This window comes from Mycolicibacterium stellerae (assembly GCF_003719305.1).
GTDB lineage: Bacteria > Actinomycetota > Actinomycetes > Mycobacteriales > Mycobacteriaceae > Mycobacterium > Mycobacterium stellerae.
The window spans coordinates 45,977-66,570 of sequence record NZ_RARC01000010.1; the positions used below are offsets into that span (position 1 = coordinate 45,977).

A 20,594-nucleotide genomic window follows, 5' to 3' on the forward strand; every position below is an offset into this window, starting at 1 on the left:
TCCGCACGTCCTACATCGTTTGTGCCGAGGACAAAATGGTGAATCCCCCCGTGGTCTCGAATCATCGCCGGTGAACGCCTCAGGACGGATGTCATCGAATTCCCCGGCGGCCACTCGCCGTTTCTCTCGCGACCGAAGGAGCTCGCGGAGTTCATGAGCGGGCTCTGAACTTCCGAGACGACCAGGCGCATCGACGACATTCGGGGGAACTGAGGACGGTCAGGAGAAGGTGAGAAAGCCTTTCGCGTAGACCCAGGCCGTCCCGTTGGGCAGTCCCTCGAAGCCGCCGAGCTCGATTTGGCCGACCCGGCACCAGTCGTCCCTGCATGGCTCCATCAACGGATGCGTTTCGCCGACGAACAGGGTGCCGATCCTCTGCCCCTTACCGTCGGGCTTGTCGTAGATGTCCGTATCCGCGATGACGGTCGCCTCAGTTGGCGCCTTGGGTGTCGCAGGCTTGTTGTCAGCGGGGCCGGCGGGCGTACCAAGTGGCTCGCCGGGAGTCACCTCGAGATCCTTGATCGGCGGTTCGTCGCAGAACGCGCTGTACTGCGACGTCCAGCCGGTTTGGACACCGCCCGGGTTGTTCGTTGTGGAGCCGAGTATCCGTTTGTCGTTTCCGATGTGGCCCGTATAGCTGCTGGATGTGCCCGCGCCGGGCCCCTGCGTCCAGTTGACTTTCATGGAGAACGTGCTTCCGTCACCGGTCAAGCCGCCAGGACCGTCGAGCGTTCCGGTCGTCCAGTCGTCGCCCCCCGTATGGGCATACCTGACGGTGCCGACGACATGGTTGTTGTCAGTGCTGCCCTCGACCCTCAGGCCGTTGTCCTGGATCAGGACGAGGTCTGGGCCCAACCGCCATACGCACTCGCGGGCCGACGCCGTCGGCGCGACTGTCACCGCCGCGGAGATCAGCGAAATCGCTGCCAGCGCACACGTCGCCGCCGATTTCCTCGTTGCCATGTGTGGACCACCTCTCACATCTGTGGTTGATATCTGCCGGACGCTACGCCCGATGAGTCCGCAGAGATATCGGGTGATCCCCTATGAATTGCCCGTATGCGGTCCGCTCACATGTCCGCGTCGGGTCGTCGTCTCAGAACGAGATGGTCGTCTCGTTGTCGATCACATCTGTTGCCGCGCTGATGATATCGGCCTGGTCTTCCAGTCCGTCGGCGTTCAGCTGAAGGACATAAAGGCCATCCTGGCCGGGGATCACCACCGTCTTCTGCGCGGTGATCTTGGTCATGCCCTCGCTCTGCCACGTGCCGCCGAGTTGGAAGGCGGGGTATTCACCGAGGGTGCTGGTGGCGCCCTCGTTCCACGCCTCGAATTCGGGCAGGTTGTTCATTTCGCCGGGAGCCAGGTCGATGATCTTCTGGGGGTCGACATTTCCGGTCAGCTTGGAAAGCAACGCCACGATGCTGGGGCTGTACTCCGCGGCCTCCGGGCCTGTGTACGTGATCGCGCCGTACGCCCACTCCGGGGTGTCCTCACCGGCGGGCTCCCAGCCCTCGGGGATCGGAAGGTCGATGGTCGGCGAACCGGGATCACCGCGGTTGACCTGTGTTTCTTGAATGTTGTTCTCTTGGACGTAGCTCATGATGGTCGGGTTCGGTCCCGCGGCATCCTCGTCACGCTCGGCCACCTTCTGCTTCGACGGCGCGGCGGTCGCGCTGGACGTCGTCTTGCTGGTGGTCTTCGACGACGACGTGGCCTCGGTCTTGGTGTCCGAGCCGCAGCCGGAGAGAACCAGGCTGATGGCGGCGGCGACGGCGGCAACGCCGACGATGGCTTTTGGAGCCGCGATGGCGGCGACATGGGGCGACATCTTCATTGTGTTAACTCCTGTCGGTCAGATGATCGGCATTGAGACCGATGGCAAACACTGTTCGGCACCGGTTCTCACGGGACTGTAGTCGAAAACTGCCCTTGGGCAGGGTGAGTAGATGTACTCAATGCCACCGGGGGTCATCTCCGCAAGCGAAATTCGTATTTCGGATAAGTTTGCCATGCAGGCTGGCATTGTGTCCGATTTGTTCACGACGCCGCCTGGCCGTCCGCCATAACCTGCAGGTATGGACATTCGAGTCACATCGACGGTGGTGGAGATCGCGACCAAGGACCTGCAGCGCGCGCTCGACTTCTATCGGCTACTGGGTTTGGACATTCCCGAACCGGAAGGCCCGCACGTTGAGGCGGAGCTCCCTGGTGGCAACAGGCTGGCATTCGACGACGAAGAAATCATCGCGGGCATGCACCCCGGGTGGACTCCGCCGACGCAGCAGGGCCGGGTGGCGATCGCGTTCGAGGTGAGCGAACCGGCGGACGTCGACGCGCTTTTCGAGAAGCTCACGGCCGCAGGGCATTCCGGCGCGCTGAAGCCCTTCGATGCCCCATGGGGTCAGCGCTACGCGACGGTCACCGATCCCGACGGCACATCGGTCGACCTGTTCTGCCCGCTGCCCTGACGCAGAGCCGCAAGCGACATCCCGGTGAGGCCACGGACTTCGCGGTGCAGGTGAGGCTGGTCGGCATAGCCGGCCGTGACCGCCACGTCCGCCGTCGGGATGTCATCGTCGAGCAGCCGAACCGCACGGCGGAACCGCAAGATGCGGCGCAGGGTCGCCGGCCCGTAGCCGTACACCGCGGTGCAGTGACGCTGCAGCGTGCGGCTCGACCAACCGGCTCGCTGTGCCACTTCGGCTACGGCGGTACCGCTTTCGAGACTCTCGGTGATGTGCCGCAGTTGGCCAAGTGACCAGGGCGCCGTCTCCTTCACCGGCTCGTCGGAGGCGAGTGCGGTGGTCAGCTCGGTCAGCGAGCTGTCCCGCGCACACCTCACGCCGAGGTCGGTAAGTGGGACGCGGTCGTTGCGCAGCTCAGCTGCCGGGACGCCGAGCAGCCGAGGCAGGGCTCCCGGCCGAAACCGCAAGCCGACGAACGCTTCTCGACCGCGGGGGCTGACGAAGGCGGTGGTGTCAGGACCGGCGACGACGATGCGGCCCGACATCCTGATGAGATCCATGCAGCCATCGGGAAGAACGCGGACCGGCTCAGGGGGTCCGTCCACCACCCACGCGCATTCGACAAGCTCGCGCAGGTGCGGCGGAGGTGGGAAGTCACGGTAACCCACTCAATCGACGTTACCGCCGAACGAGCCAGACCGCGTCTTCGCAGGCGGTGCCCTGTGCGGCCAGCTGGCGCTTGATGACCTTGAACGATTCGGTCCGAGGCAGTTCGGTGGCGATCCGCACGAGTGCCGGCCATTGTTTGGGCCCCAGGTCGGGCTGCTCGGTCAGGAACTCGCGGAATGATTCGACGTCGAAGGTGGCGCCATCCGCCAGCAGCAGGGCAGCCATCACCTGATCGCCCACATCGGGCGCCGGTATCCCGTACACGGCCACCTCGATCACGTCTGGGTGCCTCAGCAGCACCCGCTCGATCGGCGCAGCGCCGAGGTTCTCGCCGTCGACGCGCATCCAGTCGCCCAGCCTGCCCGCGAAGTACACGTAGCCGTTCTCGTCGCGGTATCCGAGGTCGCCGCTGTGGTAGACCCCACCACGCATGCGTTCGGCATCGGCATCGGGGTCGTTATAGTAGCCCTCGAAACGTCCGGCGCCCGCGGTGTTCACGATCTCACCCGTGACACCTGGCGGACACGGCCCACCGGTTTCCACGTCGACGATCTCGGTGCCCTCCGGCAGCGGGCCCAACGCGCCCGGCGGGGTGTCCGGCGTCCTGCCGATCGCGACTCCGCCCTCTGTCGAGCCGAATCCGTCGACGACAAGGGTGTTGAACCTGTGCGCGAACCGGTCGACGTCGGCGGCCGCCCCCTCGTTCCCGTACACCGCGCGTAGCGGGTTGTCGCCGTCGTCGGGGCGCTCCGGCGTCGCGAGCACGTAGGACAGCGGCTTGCCGACGTAGTTGGCGTAGGTCGCGCCGTAGCGCCTGACGTCGGGCAGGAACTGCGATGCAGAGAACTTGCGCCGCAACACCATCGAGCCCTGACAGGCCAGCGACACCGCCCAGCCGACCAGCACCGCGTTCGAGTGGAAGAGCGGCATCGACACATAGCAGACGTCGTCGGCTCCGAGACCGAAGCGTTCGGTCATCATCACGCCCGCGATCGCGACCTTGCCGTGGCTGCAGATGACCGCCTTGGGGTCACCGCTGGTGCCCGAGGTGTAGATCAGCATGAACGTATCGGCCGGCTCGGCGGCGCGTACCGTCACCGGGACATCGTGGTGCGCCGCGACCTCGGCCGCCCACTCCTGCGAGTCCACGTCGATGTGCTCGATATCACCGACTACAGCCGCTGACGCCGAATCGGCAAGAACGACTTGGCAATCCGCGTGCTGGACATCGCGCTCCAATGCGGCGCCGCGGCGGATGGGGTTGAGGCCCACCGGAACGATCCCGGTAAGGCCGGCAGCGACGAGCAACGACGAGAAGAACGGGGTGTTCTGCAACAACACGCCGACATGCGGCGGCAATCCGGGGTCCATCCGCGCGCGTAGGGCCGCGGCCACCGCTGCACCCTGCCGAATGTGGTCGCGCCACGAGGTGAACGACTCCTCGAAGTGCACACCGCGATCGTCGACGTCGATCAGCGGTGTGATCAGCGACGTTACGGTGGGAAGCTCGCTTCCTGTTGCTGGGTTCAAGCCGGTGTGTCAGCCAGTTCCCGACCGATGCGCAGCAGCTGCCCGGTGGCGCCGCCGACCGCGAACTCGGTCTCCTTGGCCGCCAGGAAGTAACGATGGACGGGATGGTCGGTGTCGATGCCGACGCCTCCGTGCACGTGCACCGCGGTGTGCGCCACGCGATGTCCCGCTTCGGCCGCCCAGAACGCCGCGGTGCTCACCTCTACCTCTGCGGGTAGATCCTCCGACAAGCGCCACGCCGCCTGCGTCACGGTCAGGCGCAGCGCCTTGATATCGATGTAGCCGTCGGCCAACCGGGACGAAACCGCCTGGAAGCTGCCGATCGGCCGGTCGAACTGCTCGCGTTCGCGCGCGTACTGCGCGGTCAGCTCCAACGCCCGCTCGACAACACCGAGCTGAAATGCACTGCGGCCCAACGTGGCGTGCGTGGTCAGCCACGAAACGACGTCGTTGCCCCCGACGACCCTGTCGGCCCCGAGCTCGACGCCCCGCAGCTCCAGGTGGCCCACACTGCCGTGGCCGGTGGTGTCCAGCGACGTGACCGTAACGCCTGCATCGTCCTTCGCCACCAGGAAAACCTTTGTGCCCGAGTCGGTTTCGGCGGGTACCAGGAACGCGTCGGCCACCGGTCCATAGAACACCTGGGTGCGGGTGCCGGTGAGCCGATGGCCGTCGCCGTTGGCAGCTCCCTGGACAGGACCCTCACCCATGTCGCCCTCGACAGCGATGGCGACGATCTTGTCGCCGTTGACCGCGGGCACCGCCCACGCGTTTTGGAGCTCGTCGCTGCCGAACTTCGCCAGCGCACCCGCGGCGAGTACCGCCGACTCGAGGTAGGGCACCGCGGCCATCTGCCTGCCGAGTGCGACGAGCACCGCGACCTGCTCCAGCACGCCGAAACCCCCGCCGCCCAACGACTCCGGTGCCGTGGTGGACAGGATATCGGCGTCCTTGAGCTTGGCCCACAGGGTGTCGTCGAAGCGTTCGGCCAGCTTGTCCAGCTCACGCTGGCGATCGGGCGTGCACACAGATTCGGTGATGGTGTGTGTCAGACCGCCGAGGTCGTCGGCCGCTTCCGTGGTCGTGAAATCCATGGCTGAATTCTCCGTCTCTACCGGTTCACCCGGGGCAGGCCGAGCGCGACCATGCCGATGATGTCGCGCTGAATCTCATTGGTGCCGCCGCCGAACGTGAGGATCAGGCACGACCGGTGCATCCGCTCGATCCGGCCGCGCAGCAGCGCGCCGGGGGAGTCGGTGCGCAGCGTCGCTGCGGTGCCGAGCACCTCCATCAGCAGACGGTAGGCCTCGGTGGCCAACTCGGTTCCGTACACCTTCGCCGCCGACGCATCGGCGGGCGACGGAGCGTCCTCGGTGGAGGCCAGTTCCCAGTTGATCAGCTTGAGCACCTCGGCCTTGGCGTGCACGCGGGCGAGGTTGAGCTGCACCCACTCTGAATCGATCAGCCGCCTGCCGTGGGCGTCCTTGGTGTTCTGCGCCCAGTCGCGGACCCCGTCGAGTGCCGAGAAGATTGGCTGTGCCGAAACCAGCGCTACCCGTTCATGATTGAGCTGGTTGGTGACCAGCTTCCAGCCCGCGTTCTCCTCACCGACCAGGCTGGTCGCGGGCACGCGGACGTCCTGGTAGTAGGTCGCGCTGGTGTCGACGCCCGACATGGTGTGCACCGGCGTCCACGAGAAGCCATCGGCGGTTGTCGGCACGATCAGCATGGAGATGCCGCGGTGCTTCTTGGCTTCCGGGTTGGTGCGCACCGCCAGCCAGACGTAGTCGGCGTAGGCGATCAGGCTGGTCCACATCTTCTGGCCGTTGATGACGTAATCGTCGCCGTCGCGCACCGCGGTGGTGCGTAGCGCGGCCAGGTCAGTGCCCGCTCCCGGCTCCGAATAGCCGATCGAGAAGTGCAGTTCGCCCGCGGCGATCTTGGGCAGGAAGAACTTCTTCTGCTCGTCGGTGCCGAACGCCATGATCGTCGGCGCCACGCTGTTGATCGTCAGGAACGGGACCGGCACGTTGGCGATCGAGGCCTCGTCGTTGAAGATCAGCCCGTCCATCGGTGGCCGCTCCTGACCGCCGAACTCCTTGGGCCACGACAGCGTCAGCCAGCCGTCGCGGCCCATTTGCGCGACGGTGTCGCGGTAGACGGTGCCGCGTCCCATTTCCCCGTCGCTGGAACTGAGCGCCTCGGCGCGCTCGGGGGTCATCAGCTTGGTGAAGTAGGCACGCAGTTCGCGGCGCAACTCCTCTTGCTCGGGGGTATAGCCGATCCGCATCGCCTCGTCCTTAACGTCGCAAACAACGGTAGAAGCAGACCCAATCTGCCACCCCGGTTGTAACACGTTCTAGTCTGAGGGTCCAGCGACGGTTCCCGCCGGTAGCCTGCCGACCTGGTCGTATTGTGGTTGCTGCCCGGGAACAGCCCGTCGGAGCGCAATGCTAGGAGGTTGTCGTGCGAGTTGAAGTCGACCGCGATCGGTGTGAAGGTAACGCCGTCTGCGTGGGAATCGCGCCTGACCTATTCGATCTCGACGACGAGGATTACGCGGTGGTGAAGCAGGACCCGGTGGCCGCCGACCAGGAGGACCTGGCCGAGCAGTCGATCGCAGAATGCCCGCGCGCCGCGTTGCTTCGCAAGGACTAGAGGTATTCATTAAGTGAGCGCACAACAGGACGACCTGACCGATCTGTCCGGCCGAGTTGCGGTGGTGACCGGCGCAGCGGCCGGCCTTGGCCGGGCCGAGGCGATCGGTCTGGCCCGCTCGGGCGCCACGATTGTCGTCAACGACATGGCCGCGGCCCTTGACTCCTCAGACGTCTTCGACGAGATCGCCGCGGCAGGCTCGAAGGCCATCGCGGTCGAGGGTGACATCAGTCAGCGCGCCACCGCCGACGAGCTCGTCGCCACTGCCGAAGGTCTCGGTGGGCTCCACATCGTCGTCAACAACGCGGGCATCACCCGCGACAAGATGCTGTTCAACATGTCCGACGAGGACTGGGACTCCGTCATCGCCGTGCACCTGCGCGGGCATTTTCTGCTGACCCGCAACGCCGCGACCTACTGGCGCGCCAAGGCCAAGGAGGGCGACGGTTCGGTTTACGGCCGGATCATCAACACGTCTTCTGAGGCGGGCCTCACCGGCCCCGTCGGACAGGCCAACTACGGCGCGGCGAAGGCCGGCATCATCCAACTGACGCTGACGGCCGCGAGGGCGCTCGAGCGCTACGGCGTCCGGGCGAATGCGATCGCCCCGCGGGCACGAACCGCAATGACGGCAGACGTGTTCGGTGATGCACCAGAACTCCCGGCAGGCGAGATCGACAGCCTTTCGCCCGAGCACGTCGTCTCGCTGGTTCGGTTCCTGGCATCGCCCGCGTCAGACGGCGTCAGCGGCCAGGTGTTCATCGTGTACGGGCCGACGGTGACGCTGGTCGCGGCACCGACCGTCGAGCAGCAATTCACCGCGGACAGCTCCGCGTGGGCGCCTGAGAAGCTGAGTTCGACGCTGCGCGAGTTCTTTGCTGGCCGGGAGCTCGAGCGGGGATTCTCCGCCATGAACCTGATGGGAAATTCCTAAGAGGTCACTGAGCGCCACGGTCGAAAAATAGCTAGAACAGGTTCTAGAATGACCTGGGTCACACACTGCCTGACCTGGACATAAGCTGCATTATTGTCTCAATCCGGGGCCTTTGACACTGCGAACACGTTCTAGTTAGTATGATCCGGCTCACTAAGAGTTGCGCGCGACGCAGGGGTGGAAGAGTCGCCACGGCATGCAGTTTTGGAAGCTTCGCCATGGTGGACAATTCGTGAAAGCCCCCGCCCCCGAGAACGGAGCCGAGGTTGATCGAACAGCTTGCGGTCCCGGCGCGGGCCGTGGGCGGGTTCGTCGAAATGTCCATCGACACGTTCGTCAAGATCTTCCGCAGGCCCTTTCAATTCCGTGAGTTCCTCGAACAGACGTGGATGATCGCGCGGGTCTCGCTGATCCCGACCCTGCTCGTCGCCATTCCGTTCACCGTTCTTGTGGCCTTCACGCTCAACATCCTTCTGCGTGAGATCGGCGCGGCCGACCTGTCCGGCGCGGGCACGGCGTTCGGCACCATCACCCAGCTCGGGCCGGTGGTGACGGTGTTGGTGGTGGCCGGCGCCGGTGCCACCGCGATCTGCGCCGACCTCGGCGCCCGCACCATCCGCGAGGAGATCGACGCGATGCGGGTGCTTGGCATCGACCCGATCCAGCGGCTGGTCGTACCGCGCGTGCTGGCCTCCACGGTCGTCGCACTCCTGCTGAACGGGCTTGTCTGCGCAATCGGCCTTTCCGGCGGCTATGTCTTCTCGGTGTTCCTGCAGGGCGTCAACCCGGGCGCGTTCATCAACGGATTGACAGTGCTCACCGGCCTCGGCGAGCTCGTGCTCGCGGAGGTGAAGGCTTTGCTGTTCGGCGTGGTCGCCGGGCTGGTCGGCTGCTACCGCGGGCTGACCGTGCAGGGCGGGCCAAAGGGCGTCGGCACCGCCGTCAACGAAACCGTCGTCTACGCCTTCATCTGTCTGTTCGTCATCAACGTCATCATGACCGCGATCGGCGTGAGAGTGCTGGTGCGGTGAGTTACGACGTCACTGTGCGGTTCCGCCGATTCCTCGGCGGGTTTTCGCGGGCTGTCGACACCGTCGGCGAGCAGGCGCTGTTCTACGGCGAGACCTTCCGTTACATCCCCAACGCGCTGACCCGCTACCGCAAGGAGACGATCCGGAACATCGCCGAAATGACGATGGGCACCGGTGCGCTGGTGATGATCGGCGGCACGGTCGGCGTTGCCGCGTTCCTGACGCTGGCATCCGGCGGCGTCATCGCCGTACAGGGCTACTCGTCGCTGGGAAACATCGGCATCGAGGCGCTGACCGGTTTCCTGTCGGCCTTCTTGAATGTGCGCATCGTCGCGCCGGTCATCGCGGGCATCGCGCTGGCGGCCACCATCGGCGCAGGCACCACCGCACAGCTTGGCGCGATGCGGGTTGCCGAGGAAATCGACGCCGTGGAAGCCATGGCCGTGCACTCGGTGTCGTACCTCGTTTCCACCCGGTTGATGGCAGGCATGGTCGCGATCATTCCGCTGTACTCGCTGTCGGTTTTGGCGGCGTTCTTCGCTGCGCGGTTCACCACCGTCTTCATCAACGACCAGTCGGCAGGCCTTTACGACCATTACTTCAACACTTTCCTGGTGCCCACCGACCTCTTGTGGTCGTTTCTGCAGGCCATCGTCATGTCGATAGCGGTGATGCTGGTGCACACCTATTACGGCTACAACGCGTCCGGCGGCCCGGTCGGCGTCGGCATCGCGGTCGGTCAGGCCGTCCGCACGTCGCTGATCGTGGTGGTCACCATTACCCTGTTCATCTCACTCGCCGTCTACGGCGCGTCCGGTAACTTCAACCTCTCCGGATAGGTGGGGATGATGTCGGACGGAGACGCCAAGCGCAGCCACGTGCGGATCGCTGCCGCGATCCTCGGGGCTCTGCTCGTCGCCGCCGTCGTGTTTACCTACCTTGCCTACACGGCGGCATTCACGTCGACGGACACGGTCACCGTCACCTCGCCGAGAGCCGGGCTTGTCATGGACCGCGACGCCAAGGTGAAGTACCGCGGAATCCAGATCGGCGAGGTCAACTCGATCGAGTATGCGGGAGATCAGGCGAAGTTGACGCTCGCGATCGACAGCAACGAGTTGCGGTTCATCCCGTCCAACGCGGTGGTTCGCATCGCCAGCACAACGGTTTTCGGCGCCAAGTCGGTTGAGTTCGTTCCGCCCGAGAAGCCTTCGGGCACATCGCTGCGGCCCGGCGCCCAGGTGCAGGCCGCCGCCGTGCAGCTCGAGGTCAACACCCTCTTCCAGACGTTGACCGACGTGCTGCAAAAGATCGACCCGGTGCACCTGAACGGAACGCTCAGCGCACTCGCGGAAGGCCTTCGTGGTCACGGAGACGATCTCGGCGCCCTCGTCGCCGGGCTGAACTACTATCTGCAGCAATTGAATCCGAAGCTTCCGACGCTTCAGCAGGATTTCCAGAAGACCGCCGAAGTTGCCAACATCTACGGCGACGCGGGCCCGGACCTGGCTCGTATCCTCGACAACGTGCCTGCCATCAGCGACACCATCGTCGACGAGCAGGACAACCTGAACGCGACACTGCTGGCGGCAACCGGCCTTGCCAACAACGGCACGGCCACCCTCGAACCGGCGGAGAACGACTACATTGCCGCCGTCAACCGGCTGCGGGCGCCGTTGAAGGTGGCAGGCGACTACTCGCCCGAGTTCGGCTGCATCCTGGTGGGCACGGGCCAGGCCGTGGACTTCTTCGCCCCGATCATCGGCGGCACCCGGCCAGGCCTGTTCGTGTCCTCCAACTTCCTGCCCGGCTCGCCCGCGTACACCTACCCGGAGAGCCTGCCGATCGTGAACGCCTCCGGCGGCCCCAATTGCCGTGGACTGCCCAATATTCCGACCAAGCAGCTGGGCGGAAGCTGGTATAAGTCGCCATTCCTGGTCACCGATAACGCATATGTCCCGTACCAGCCGAACACCGAATTGCAGTTCGATGCACCGTCGACCGCACAGTTCCTTTTCAACGGCGCCTTCGCGGAAAGGGACGAGTACTGATGAGGCGTGATCGGGTCCCACTCAACGTCGGCCTCTTCACCGTCGCGATGCTTCTGGTCGCGGCGATGTTGGTGGTGGTGTTCGGTGAATTCCGGTTCGCGTCGGAGAGCAAGTACCACGCGACGTTCACCGACGCAGCCCGGCTCAAGGCCGGACAGGACGTGCGCATCGCGGGTGTCCCGGTGGGGTCGGTCGGCGCCGTGAAGCTGAACCCGGACAACACCGTCGATGTCGCCTTCGAGGTCGACAAGCGCTATCAGCTCTACACATCCACCCGCGCGGCCGTCCGTTACGAGAACCTCGTCGGTGACCGCTATCTCGAGATCACCGCAGGGCCGGGCGAATTGCGCAAGATCCCGCCGGGAAGCACCATCCCGAGGGAGAACACGCAGCCCGCCCTCGATCTGGACGCCCTGCTCGGCGGGCTGAAGCCGGTCCTCAAGGGCCTCGACGGCGCCAAGATCAACGAGGTCAGCAGCGCCGTCATGGAGTTGTTGCAGGGCCAGGGCGGCGCGCTGTCCAACCTCCTGTCGACCACCGGCGCCTTCACCCAGAACCTCGCGGCGCGCGACCAGCTCATCGGCGACGTGATCACCAACCTCAACACCGTGCTCGGCACCGTCGACGAGAAGGGCGCACAGTTCGACGCCAGCGTGGACCAGCTCCAGAAGCTGCTCACCGGCCTGGCCCAGAATCGCGATCCCATCGCCGGTGCCATCCCGCCGCTGGCGTCCGCCGAAAACGACCTGACCGACATGCTGGTGCAGTCACGTCGACCGATCCAGGGTGTGATCGAGAACGTCCGGCCGATGGCAGACCGGATGGACGTGCGCAAGGCGGACATCAACAAGGTGATCGAGCCGCTTGCCGAAAACTATCTGCGGCTCAACGCACTTGGTGCATACGGATCGTTCTTCAATATCTTCTACTGCTCGACGCGGTTGAAGATCAACGGACCCGCGGGCAGCGACATTCTCGTTCCATTCGGTGGGCCACCGGATCCGTCAAAGGGGAGGTGCTCGGAGGATGGCTAGGCCCGACGACGGAAACCCGTTGCGCACAGGCATATTCGGGATCATCCTGGTGGCATGCCTTGTGCTGGTGTCGTTCGGCTACACCAGCCTGCCATTCTGGCCGCAGGGAAAGCCGTTTGAGGCGTATTTCACCGACGCGGGCGGCATCACGCCGGGCAGCGATGTCAACGTGTCGGGCATCAACGTGGGCAAGGTGACGGGAGTGGCGCTCGCAGGCGATACGGCGAAGGTGACCTTCACCGTGAACCGTGACGTCAAGGTCGGCGACCAGTCTCTGGTCGCCATCAAGACCGACACCGTGCTCGGGGAGAAGTCGCTGGCGGTAACGCCCCGCGGCGGCGGGCATTCCACCGTTATCCCGGTGGGCCGCACCACGACTCCCTACACGCTCAACACCGCGCTGCAGGACCTCGGCCAGAACGCCAGCGAGTTGGACAAGCCGCGCTTCGAACAGGCGCTGCAGACGCTTACCGACTCTCTTCGCGACTCGACGCCACAGCTGCGCAATGCGCTCGACGGCGTCACGGCGCTGTCGCGCAGCATCAACAAGCGCGACGAGGCGCTGGAACAGCTTCTGGTGCACGCCAAGAAGGTTTCGGACACGCTGGCTCAGCGTGCGGGCCAGGTGAACCAGTTGGTTCTCGACGGCAACCTGCTGTTCGCCGCACTTGACGAGCGCCGCCAGGCGCTGAGCAACCTCATCGCGGGAATCGACGATGTGTCCCAACAGCTTTCGGGCTTTGTCGCCGATAATCGCAAGGAGTTCAAGCCCGCGCTGGAGAAGCTGAACCTGGTACTGGACAACCTTCTCGAACGCCGCGAGCACATCGGCGAGGCGCTCAAGCGGCTGCCACCGTATGCGACGGCGCTCGGTGAGGTCGTCGGCTCGGGACCCGGCTTCCAGATCAACCTGTACGGTCTGCCGCCCGCGCCGATCGCAGAAGTCTTGTTCGACACGTATTTCCAGCCGGGCAAGCTGCCCGACAGCCTCTCCGACATGCTCAAGGGTTACATCTCCGAGCGACTGATCATCAGGCCGAAGTCACCATGACCTACGCGAATTCGTCCCCGGACCGCAGCCGTTGGCTGCGGATTGCGCTGGCCGCCGTGCTGGTCGCTGTGCTGGCAGTCGGCGTCTACCTGGTGTGGCCGTCGCGAACCGGGCCCAAGGTCGTCGGCTACTTCACGTCAACGGTTGGCCTTTATCCGGGCGACGATGTCCGCATCGTCGGTGTGCCGGTGGGAAAGATCGACTCGATCGAACCGCGCGCGAGCGACGTCAAAGTCACCATGACCCTGCACGACGGGGTGAAGGTGCCCGCCGATGCGAAGGCGCTCGTCATCTCGCCGAACCTGGTGTCCGCCCGCTTCGTTCAGCTGGCTCCGGCCTATACCGGCGGGCCTGTACTGTCCGACGGCGCCAGCATCGGGCTTGACCGCACCGCGGTGCCGGTCGAATGGGACGAGGTCAAGGAGCAATTGTCGGCGCTGAGCCGGGAGCTCGGCCCGCAGCAGGGAGGCATGCAGGGTCCGCTGAGTTCGTTCGTCAACCAGGCCGCCGACACCTTCGACGGAAACGGCGACTCGTTCCGGGAGGCGCTGCGGGAGCTTTCGCAGACAGCGGGCAGGCTGGGTGACTCACGAACCGATCTGTTCGGCACCATCCGCAATCTGCAGGTGTTGATCAACGCCCTGTCCAACAGCAATGAACAGATCGTCCAGTTCACCGGCCACGTCGCATCCGTCTCACAGGTGCTGGCCGACAGCACAACGGATCTCGACAACACGCTCGGCACCCTGAACCAGGCTCTCGGCGATGTGAAGGGCTTCCTCAACGAGAGCAACGACGCATTGATCGGCCAGGTGAACAAGCTGACCGATTTCACCAGCATCCTCACCGAGCACAGCGACGACATCGAACAGATCCTGCATATCACGCCGAACGGCCTTGCGAACTTCTACAACATCTACAACCCGGCGCAGGGCACCGTCGGCGGCCTGTTGACGCTGCCGAACTTCGGCAACCCGGTCCAGTTCATCTGCGGTGGTGTTTTCGACGCCGGTACGTCGACCGACAACTACAAGCGCGCCGAACTCTGTCGGCAACGCATGGGTCCGGTGCTACGCCGCATCACTATGAATTTCCCGCCGCTGCTGTTCCACCCGATCAACAGCATCACCGCCTACAAGGGCCAGATCATCTACGACACACCGCAAACCGAGGCGAAGGCCGAGACGCCGGTGCCTTATCTGCAGTGGCAGCCCGCGCCAGGAGTGACGGTGCCGAGCCCCTCGGCCGCAACCGACCTGAGTTCACTGATGGTGCCGCCGGAACAGTCGACGTCACACGCTGGTGGGCCAGAGGCGGCTCCGGCGCCCGCGCCTGGACCTGCCGACCCGAATGCACCGGCTGCGCCGCCGGCCGCAGGCCCGCTTCCGGCCGAGGGAGGTGGGTGATGCGCAACCTGTTGCACGCCTTGACATCCCGTGCCGCCAAGCAGACGGTGGCGATCTCGGCCGGCGCCACGCTGCTCGCGGGTTGTTCGTTCGGCGGGCTGAACTCGATCAACATGCCGGGTACGGCCGGGCATGGTTCGGGTTCGTACAAGATCACGGTTGCGCTTCCCGACGTCGCGACGCTGCCACAGAACTCGCCGGTGATGGTCGACGACGTCACCGTCGGAAGTGTGTCGGGCATCGAAGCGATCCAGCGTCAGGACGGCACCTTCTATGCGGCTGTGCAGCTGTCGTTGGACGAGAACGTCAACCTGCCGGAGAACGCGATAGCCAAGGTTGCGCAGACCTCGCTGCTGGGCTCCCAGCACATCGACCTCGCCCCGCCGGTGGACGGGAAGGGAGTCGGTCAGCTCAAAGAAGGCTCACAGATTCCGCTTGACCGTACCGGGCGTTACCCGACAACAGAGGAAGTGCTTTCATCGCTGGGCGTCGTGGTGAACAAGGGCAATCTCGGTGCGCTGCAGGACATCACCGACGAGGCCTATAACGCCGTCGCGGGCCGGCAGGGCAGTTTCACCGATCTGGTGCCGCGGCTGGCGGAGCTGACGGCGTCGCTCGATCGGCAGACGGGTGACATCATCGCAGCGGCAGAAGGGCTGAACCGGTTCTCCGGGATCCTGGCGCGCAGCAAGGACAGCCTCGGGCGCACCCTTGACACGCTGCCCGCCGCGCTGGACGTGCTGAACAAGAACCGCGGCAACATCGTCGACGCATTCGCAGCGCTTCAGCGTTTCGCCGGAATCGCCAGCAACATCCTGCAGAAGACCAAGGACGATTTCGCCGCCGACTTCAAGGACCTGTTCCCGGTCATCAAGTCGCTGAACGACAACGTCGACTACCTGATCAAGGACCTGGAGTTCCTGCCGACCTTCCCATTCCACTACAAGTACCTGCGGCGAGCGGTGCGCGGCGACTACTTGAACGTGTACACCACGTTCGACCTGACGTTGCGCCGCCTCGGCGAGTCGGTGTTCACCACCTCGTGGGGGCTGGACACCAACATGGCCCACATGAGCGAGATCATCAATCCGCCCGACTTCCTCACCGGTGCGCTTGCCAACTTGTCGGGCCAGGCGGCCGATCCGTTCAAGATCCCCCCTGGTAGCGCGACCCAGCACGACGAGGGGCCCTGATGCTGGACCGGCTGACCAAGCTACAGCTGTCGATCTTCGCGATCGTCACGGTGCTCACCGTGGGCGCGATAGCGATCTTCTATCTGCACCTGCCCGCCGCGGTTGGCATCGGCGCCTACAAGGTGGACGCGAATTTCGTTGCGGGTGGCGGCATCTACCAGAACGCGAACGTTACATACCGCGGCGTGACGGTCGGCCGGGTGGAATCGGTCGGGTTGACCAACGACGGCATCGTCGCCCACATGCGGCTCAACAGTGGAACCCCGGTGCCCGACAACGTCACCGCGACCGTGAAGAGCGTTTCCGCTGTCGGTGAGCAGTACATCGACCTGGTGCCGCCGGAGAACCCGTCCTCGGCGCAGCTGCGCAACGGCGCGAGCATCGGTCAGGACCGCACGGCCATCGGTCAGGACATCGCCGGCCTGCTCGAGGAATCTGACAGGCTGATTGCCAGCGTCGGCGACACCCGAATCAAGGATCTGTTGCGGGAAACGTTCAAGGCATTCAATGGATCCGGCCCCGAATTGGCGCGGCTGATCGAGTCTTCGCGGCTGCTGGTCGACGAGGCGAACGCCAACTACGGGCAGGTCTCTTCGCTGATCGATCAGGCCGGTCCCTTCCTCGACGCACAGATCCGTGGCGGCGACGACATAAAGTCGTTGTCAGAGGGGCTGGCCCGGCTCACCGAGCAGGTCGCAAACGCCGACCCGCAGTTGCGGTCGACGCTGCAGACAGTTCCTGGCGCAACCCAGGCGGCGAACGAGACCTTCAGCGGTATCCGGCCGTCCTTCCCCGTGCTGGCCGCCAACCTGGCCAACTTCGGCCGGATCGGCGTGATCTACAGCAAGTCGCTGGAACAGGCGCTGGTGATCTTCCCCGCGCTGATGGCCGCGTTGGGAACCGTCGCAGGCGGTGTGCCCGCCGACGAGGGCGGCAAGCTGGACTTCAAGATCCACCTGCAGGATCCGCCGCCCTGCACGACGGGATTCATCCCGCCGTCGCTGATCCGTTCGCCCGCCGACACCACGCTGCGCGACATTCCGCCCGACCTGTACTGCAAGACCGCGCAGAACGACCCGTCGGTGGTCCGCGGCGCACGCAACTATCCATGCCAGGAGTTCCCCGGCAAGAGGGCGCCCACCATCCAGCTCTGCCGGGACCCGAAGGGCTATGTGCCGCTTGGCAGCAATCCATGGCGTGGGCCGCCGGTTCCATACGGCGAGCCGATCACCGATCCACGGATGATTCTGCCGCAGAACAAGTTTCCGTTCATCCCGCCGCAGGTTGACCCGGATCCCGGCCCACCGGCGGTGCAGCTGCCGCCGGGTGTTGCGCCAGGACCAGGTCCTGCACCGCACGGGCCGTACCCGCTGCCTGTGCCGCCCAACGAGCCCGGTCCGCTCCCTTCGCCGTTCCCGTTCTACGCACCGCCGGACCAGGCGGTGCCGCCATACGGACGCCCGCCACCCCCCGCGCCCGCGGGTGAGCCGTTGCCGCTGCCAGGGCAACCGCCCGCGGACGCGCCACCACCCTCCGACGTGCCACCGCTGCCCGCCGAGGCGGCGCCGGTGGCGAGCGCTAGCTATGACCAGAACGGGAAGTTCGTCGACCCAGCCGGGGGAACTGGCGTATTCGCGGGTGGAGCTGACAAACTGGCCCCCGCGGAAAACTGGGTTGATCTGATGTTGGCTCCGAGGCAGGCGTAGATGAGCGAAGAGACGGCTTCGACGCAACCATCGCCGAAGCCGCCGGGACGGCGCCGTGCGTCGCGGGCGGCCGGCCCTTCCGGCGGTGCGGCGACCTCCCCCTCCCCTTCGGGAGGGAGGGACCCCCACTCGACGGGCGCTCCTGTCGAGGCGCCCAAGCCGGTCAAGGTTCGGCTGTCCAGGCCGGAGGGGCCGCCGCCGCGCAGGCAACCCCACCGGGCGTTGGCGGCCCTTGTGTCCTTGGCGACGACGCTGGTGTTGCTGGTCGCTGTTGGGGTGGCCGTCTTTCTGACGGCCAAGCACCAACGCGGCGAGGAAGCCGAGTTAGCGCGGAACCAGCTCTTCGTCGACACCGCGTCGCAGTTCGTGGTGAACATGTTCAGCTACACCCAGCAGACGATCGACGAGGACGTCGACCGGTTCGTCAACAACACCAGCGGACCTCTGCGCGACATGATGAGCCAGGGTCAGAACACCGAGAACCTCAAGCTGTTGTTCCGTGACACCAACGCCAGCGCGGAGGCCGTCGTCAACGGCGCTGCACTGGAGAAGCTCGACAAGGTCGCCGACCGGGCCGACGTCCTGGTGGCGGTTCGGGTCACGGTCACCGACCTGGACGGAAACAACGCGCCGTCCAAGCCATATCGCCTACGGGTCACCGTGGCGGAGGACGACAATGGACACATGTCCTTCTATGACCTCAAGTACCCCGACGGGGGCAACTGATGTCGTCGCGGGTCGCGAAATTGGTTGGCGCGCTGTCCGTTCTGCTGGCGTGCGGCTTCGTCGCGCTGGCCGCTATCGGTGGTCGGTACTACTGGACCGGGGTCGAGATCCAGGGTGAGAACGATGCGCGCGCCATTCTCGCCGACAAAGCCTCCGAGCAGATCCCCAAGGTGTTCGGCTACGACTATCAGACGGTCGAGCGGAGCCTCAACGACATCTATCCGTTGCTGACACCGAGCTATCGCCAGGAGTTCAAGGACCGCGCGAACAAGGACATCATCCCGCAGGCGCGGGAGCGCCAATTGGTCAGCCAGGCCAATACCGTCGGCGTGGGAGTGCTTGCCGCACAGCGGAATTCTGGCTCGGTGATGGTGTACCTGAACCGCACGGTGACCGACAAGTCCAAACAGCCCGTTTACGACGGCAGTCGACTTAAGGTGGACTACGTCAAGGTCGACGGCCAGTGGCTGATCAACTACATCACCCCGATCTGACGTCCTCGCCCGTCCGTGTCGACGCCAGCGCGTCGAGGAACGATCGCGCCCAACGGTCGACGTCGTGGGCGAGGACCTGCCTGCGCAGGGCGCGCATCCGGCGTCTGCCCTCTTCGGGTTCCTGATTCAGCGCTTCCTCGATCGCGTCCTTGACGCCGTCGAGGTGGTGCGGGTTTGTCAGGTATGCCTGGCGCAGTTCCGCTGCGGCTCCGGTGAATTCGCTGAGCACGAGGGCGCCGCCGAGATCGCTGCGGCATGCGACGTACTCCTTGGCCACCAGGTTCATGCCGTCCCGCAGCGGTGTGACCAGCATGACGTCGGCCGCCTTGAAGAAGGCGATCAATTCGTCGCGGGGGACTGGCCGGTGGATGTAGTGCACGAGCGGATGGCCGACCTCACCGAATTCGCCGTTGATATGGCCGACCTGGCGTTCGATGTCCTCGCGCATCTCGATATAGCTTTCGACGCGCTCGCGGCTCGGCGTCGCGAGCTGCACGAGCACGGTGTCGTCGCGTTTGATTCGGTCTTCCTTCAGCAACTCCGAAAACGCCTTGAGCCGAACGTCGATCCCCTTGGTGTAGTCGAGCCGGTCGACGCCGAGCAGAATTTTCCGCGGGTTGCCGAGCTCGCTGCGGATCTCACGGGCACGCTGGCGGACACCTCTCTCCTTGGCCTTGGCGTCGAGTGCACCCGAGTCGATCGAGATGGGAAACGCGCCGACCTTGACTGTGCGGAAGCCGACATGGACCTCACCGAAACGTGACCGCACTCCGATCGACGCGCGTGAGGTGTTGGCGCCCACCAGGCGTCGGGACAGAATCAGGAAGTTCTGTGCGCCGCCAGGCAGGTGGAAGCCGACCAGGTCCGCGCCGAGGAGTCCTTCGATGATCTCCGTCCGCCACGGCATCTGCATGTACAGCTCCACCGGTGGAAACGGAATGTGAAGGAAGAACCCGATGGTGAGATCGGGACGCAGCATCCGGAGCATCTTGGGAACCAGCTGGAGTTGGTAGTCCTGAACCCAAATCGTCGCGCCTTCGGCGGCGGCGCGCGAGGTGGCTTCGGCGAACCGTCGGTTCACCTCCACGTATCGGTCCCACCACTCGCGGTGGTAGATCGGCTTGACGATGACGTCGTGGTAGAGCGGCCACAGCGTGGCGTTGGAGAAGCCCTCGTAGTACAGCGCGACGTCTTCTGCCGACAACCGCACCGGCCAGAGCCGAAGATCCTCCTCGTCGATCGGATCTTCGTCACTGTCCGGAACGCCCGGCCAGCCGATCCACGCACCCTTGCGGCGGCGCAGCAACGGCTCGAGGGCAGTCACCAGCCCGCCGGGACTGCGCTTCCACTGCGTCGTGCCGTCGGGCAACCGTTCCATGTCGATCGGCAGCCGATTGGCGACGACGACGAAGTCAGAGTTGCCGGGGCCGCCTTCGTGGCCGCTCCCCGGACTCACCTACGCCTCGAGTTTCGCCGGTCCGATGCCGAGCATCGACAGGAAGACCCGGCATTCGTCAGCATCGGTCGCATAAGCCGCGACAACGCGCCGGGCCTGGCTGGCGGTGCTGTCGGCTAGCGGTTCGACGTCGCCGAGCTCGGCGGGATCAGATTTTGTAGCCATCACACCACCATATAGGTGGGCC

General features: G+C 65.1%; 21 protein-coding genes. 13 read left to right on the top strand and 8 right to left on the bottom strand.

Annotation, left to right across the window (positions count from 1 at the left end):
- Positions 1–219: 219 nt before the first annotated feature.
- Together D6M19_RS14630 and D6M19_RS14635 are read right to left on the bottom strand one after the other, a co-directional pair.
- Positions 220–963 carry a hypothetical protein gene (locus D6M19_RS14630; RefSeq protein WP_123025956.1) on the bottom strand — a complete coding sequence of 248 codons (744 nt, stop codon included), beginning with the start codon at positions 961–963 and terminating at the stop codon, positions 220–222.
- Between the two features lie 133 nt (positions 964–1,096).
- Positions 1,097–1,837, bottom strand: a complete 741-nt coding sequence (locus D6M19_RS14635; protein ID WP_407665345.1) for an envelope biogenesis lipoprotein LpqN — start codon at positions 1,835–1,837, stop codon at positions 1,097–1,099.
- 241 nt (positions 1,838–2,078) lie between these two features.
- Here D6M19_RS14635 and D6M19_RS14640 point away from each other — a divergent pair, with 241 nt between their 5' ends.
- On the top strand, positions 2,079–2,471 hold the full coding sequence (locus D6M19_RS14640) for a VOC family protein (RefSeq protein ID WP_123025957.1): 393 nt from the start codon (positions 2,079–2,081) through the stop codon (positions 2,469–2,471).
- On the opposite strand, the gene D6M19_RS14645 is transcribed toward D6M19_RS14640, so the two are convergent.
- Genes D6M19_RS14645 through D6M19_RS14660 form a run of 4 tightly spaced genes read right to left on the bottom strand, consistent with a single transcriptional unit; the run spans position 2,411 to position 6,957 of the window.
- On the bottom strand, positions 2,411–3,136 hold the full coding sequence (locus tag D6M19_RS14645; protein WP_123025958.1) for a helix-turn-helix domain-containing protein: 726 nt from the start codon (positions 3,134–3,136) through the stop codon (positions 2,411–2,413). The two genes, D6M19_RS14640 and D6M19_RS14645, sit on opposite strands and share 61 nt — an antisense overlap.
- A 10-nt stretch (positions 3,137–3,146) precedes the next feature.
- A complete protein-coding gene (fadD17, locus tag D6M19_RS14650) occupies positions 3,147–4,667 on the bottom strand; it encodes a long-chain-fatty-acid--CoA ligase FadD17 (RefSeq protein ID WP_123025959.1) in 1,521 nt (506 codons plus the stop codon).
- The gene (locus D6M19_RS14655; protein WP_123025960.1) at positions 4,664–5,761 is read right to left on the bottom strand and encodes an acyl-CoA dehydrogenase family protein; all 1,098 of its coding nucleotides are present in this window, start codon (positions 5,759–5,761) and stop codon (positions 4,664–4,666) included. Before D6M19_RS14655 ends, fadD17 begins: the two co-directional genes overlap by 4 nt.
- 17 nt (positions 5,762–5,778) lie before the next feature.
- Positions 5,779–6,957: an acyl-CoA dehydrogenase family protein gene (locus tag D6M19_RS14660; protein ID WP_123025961.1), complete on the bottom strand. Its 1,179-nt coding sequence runs from the start codon at positions 6,955–6,957 to the stop codon at positions 5,779–5,781.
- Positions 6,958–7,133: 176 nt separating this feature from the next.
- Between D6M19_RS14660 and D6M19_RS14665 the strand changes: the two genes are divergently transcribed.
- From D6M19_RS14665 to D6M19_RS14720, 12 genes are all read left to right on the top strand, one after another.
- Entirely contained in the window at positions 7,134–7,325 is a 192-nt protein-coding gene (locus tag D6M19_RS14665; RefSeq protein ID WP_067077361.1) for a ferredoxin, read from the top strand.
- Between the two features lie 13 nt (positions 7,326–7,338).
- Positions 7,339–8,259 (top strand): 3-oxoacyl-ACP reductase, encoded by a 921-nt coding sequence (locus D6M19_RS14670; RefSeq protein ID WP_123025962.1) that lies wholly within the window; start codon positions 7,339–7,341, stop codon positions 8,257–8,259.
- A 266-nt stretch (positions 8,260–8,525) separates the two neighbouring features.
- Positions 8,526–9,290, top strand: a complete 765-nt coding sequence (locus D6M19_RS14675) for an MlaE family ABC transporter permease (protein WP_123025963.1) — start codon at positions 8,526–8,528, stop codon at positions 9,288–9,290.
- Positions 9,287–10,129, top strand: a complete 843-nt coding sequence (locus D6M19_RS14680) for an MlaE family ABC transporter permease (RefSeq protein WP_123025964.1) — start codon at positions 9,287–9,289, stop codon at positions 10,127–10,129. Before D6M19_RS14675 ends, D6M19_RS14680 begins: the two co-directional genes overlap by 4 nt.
- Positions 10,130–10,138: 9 nt before the next feature.
- Entirely contained in the window at positions 10,139–11,341 is a 1,203-nt protein-coding gene (locus tag D6M19_RS14685; protein WP_123026088.1) for an MCE family protein, read from the top strand.
- Entirely contained in the window at positions 11,341–12,375 is a 1,035-nt protein-coding gene (locus D6M19_RS14690; RefSeq protein WP_123025965.1) for an MCE family protein, read from the top strand. The genes D6M19_RS14685 and D6M19_RS14690 overlap by 1 nt, the downstream gene beginning before the upstream one ends.
- Positions 12,368–13,426, top strand: a complete 1,059-nt coding sequence (locus tag D6M19_RS14695; protein WP_123025966.1) for a virulence factor Mce family protein — start codon at positions 12,368–12,370, stop codon at positions 13,424–13,426. Before D6M19_RS14690 ends, D6M19_RS14695 begins: the two co-directional genes overlap by 8 nt.
- Positions 13,423–14,832 carry an MCE family protein gene (locus D6M19_RS14700; RefSeq protein WP_123025967.1) on the top strand — a complete coding sequence of 470 codons (1,410 nt, stop codon included), beginning with the start codon at positions 13,423–13,425 and terminating at the stop codon, positions 14,830–14,832. The genes D6M19_RS14695 and D6M19_RS14700 overlap by 4 nt, the downstream gene beginning before the upstream one ends.
- The gene (locus tag D6M19_RS14705; RefSeq protein ID WP_123025968.1) at positions 14,832–16,025 is read left to right on the top strand and encodes an MCE family protein; all 1,194 of its coding nucleotides are present in this window, start codon (positions 14,832–14,834) and stop codon (positions 16,023–16,025) included. The genes D6M19_RS14700 and D6M19_RS14705 overlap by 1 nt, the downstream gene beginning before the upstream one ends.
- Entirely contained in the window at positions 16,025–17,731 is a 1,707-nt protein-coding gene (locus tag D6M19_RS14710; protein ID WP_123025969.1) for a virulence factor Mce family protein, read from the top strand. Before D6M19_RS14705 ends, D6M19_RS14710 begins: the two co-directional genes overlap by 1 nt.
- On the top strand, positions 17,732–18,457 hold the full coding sequence (locus tag D6M19_RS14715; RefSeq protein ID WP_123025970.1) for an Rv1363c family protein: 726 nt from the start codon (positions 17,732–17,734) through the stop codon (positions 18,455–18,457). It begins immediately after the preceding gene.
- The gene (locus tag D6M19_RS14720; protein ID WP_123025971.1) at positions 18,457–18,951 is read left to right on the top strand and encodes a mammalian cell entry protein; all 495 of its coding nucleotides are present in this window, start codon (positions 18,457–18,459) and stop codon (positions 18,949–18,951) included. The genes D6M19_RS14715 and D6M19_RS14720 overlap by 1 nt, the downstream gene beginning before the upstream one ends.
- Here the strand turns inward: D6M19_RS14720 and D6M19_RS14725 are convergent.
- Both D6M19_RS14725 and D6M19_RS14730 read right to left on the bottom strand, forming a co-directional pair.
- Positions 18,938–20,407 (bottom strand): alpha,alpha-trehalose-phosphate synthase (UDP-forming), encoded by a 1,470-nt coding sequence (locus D6M19_RS14725; protein ID WP_123025972.1) that lies wholly within the window; start codon positions 20,405–20,407, stop codon positions 18,938–18,940. The genes D6M19_RS14720 and D6M19_RS14725 overlap by 14 nt on opposite strands.
- On the bottom strand, positions 20,408–20,572 hold the full coding sequence (locus tag D6M19_RS14730; RefSeq protein WP_123025973.1) for a hypothetical protein: 165 nt from the start codon (positions 20,570–20,572) through the stop codon (positions 20,408–20,410). It lies immediately after the preceding gene.
- Positions 20,573–20,594: the final 22 nt, after the last annotated feature.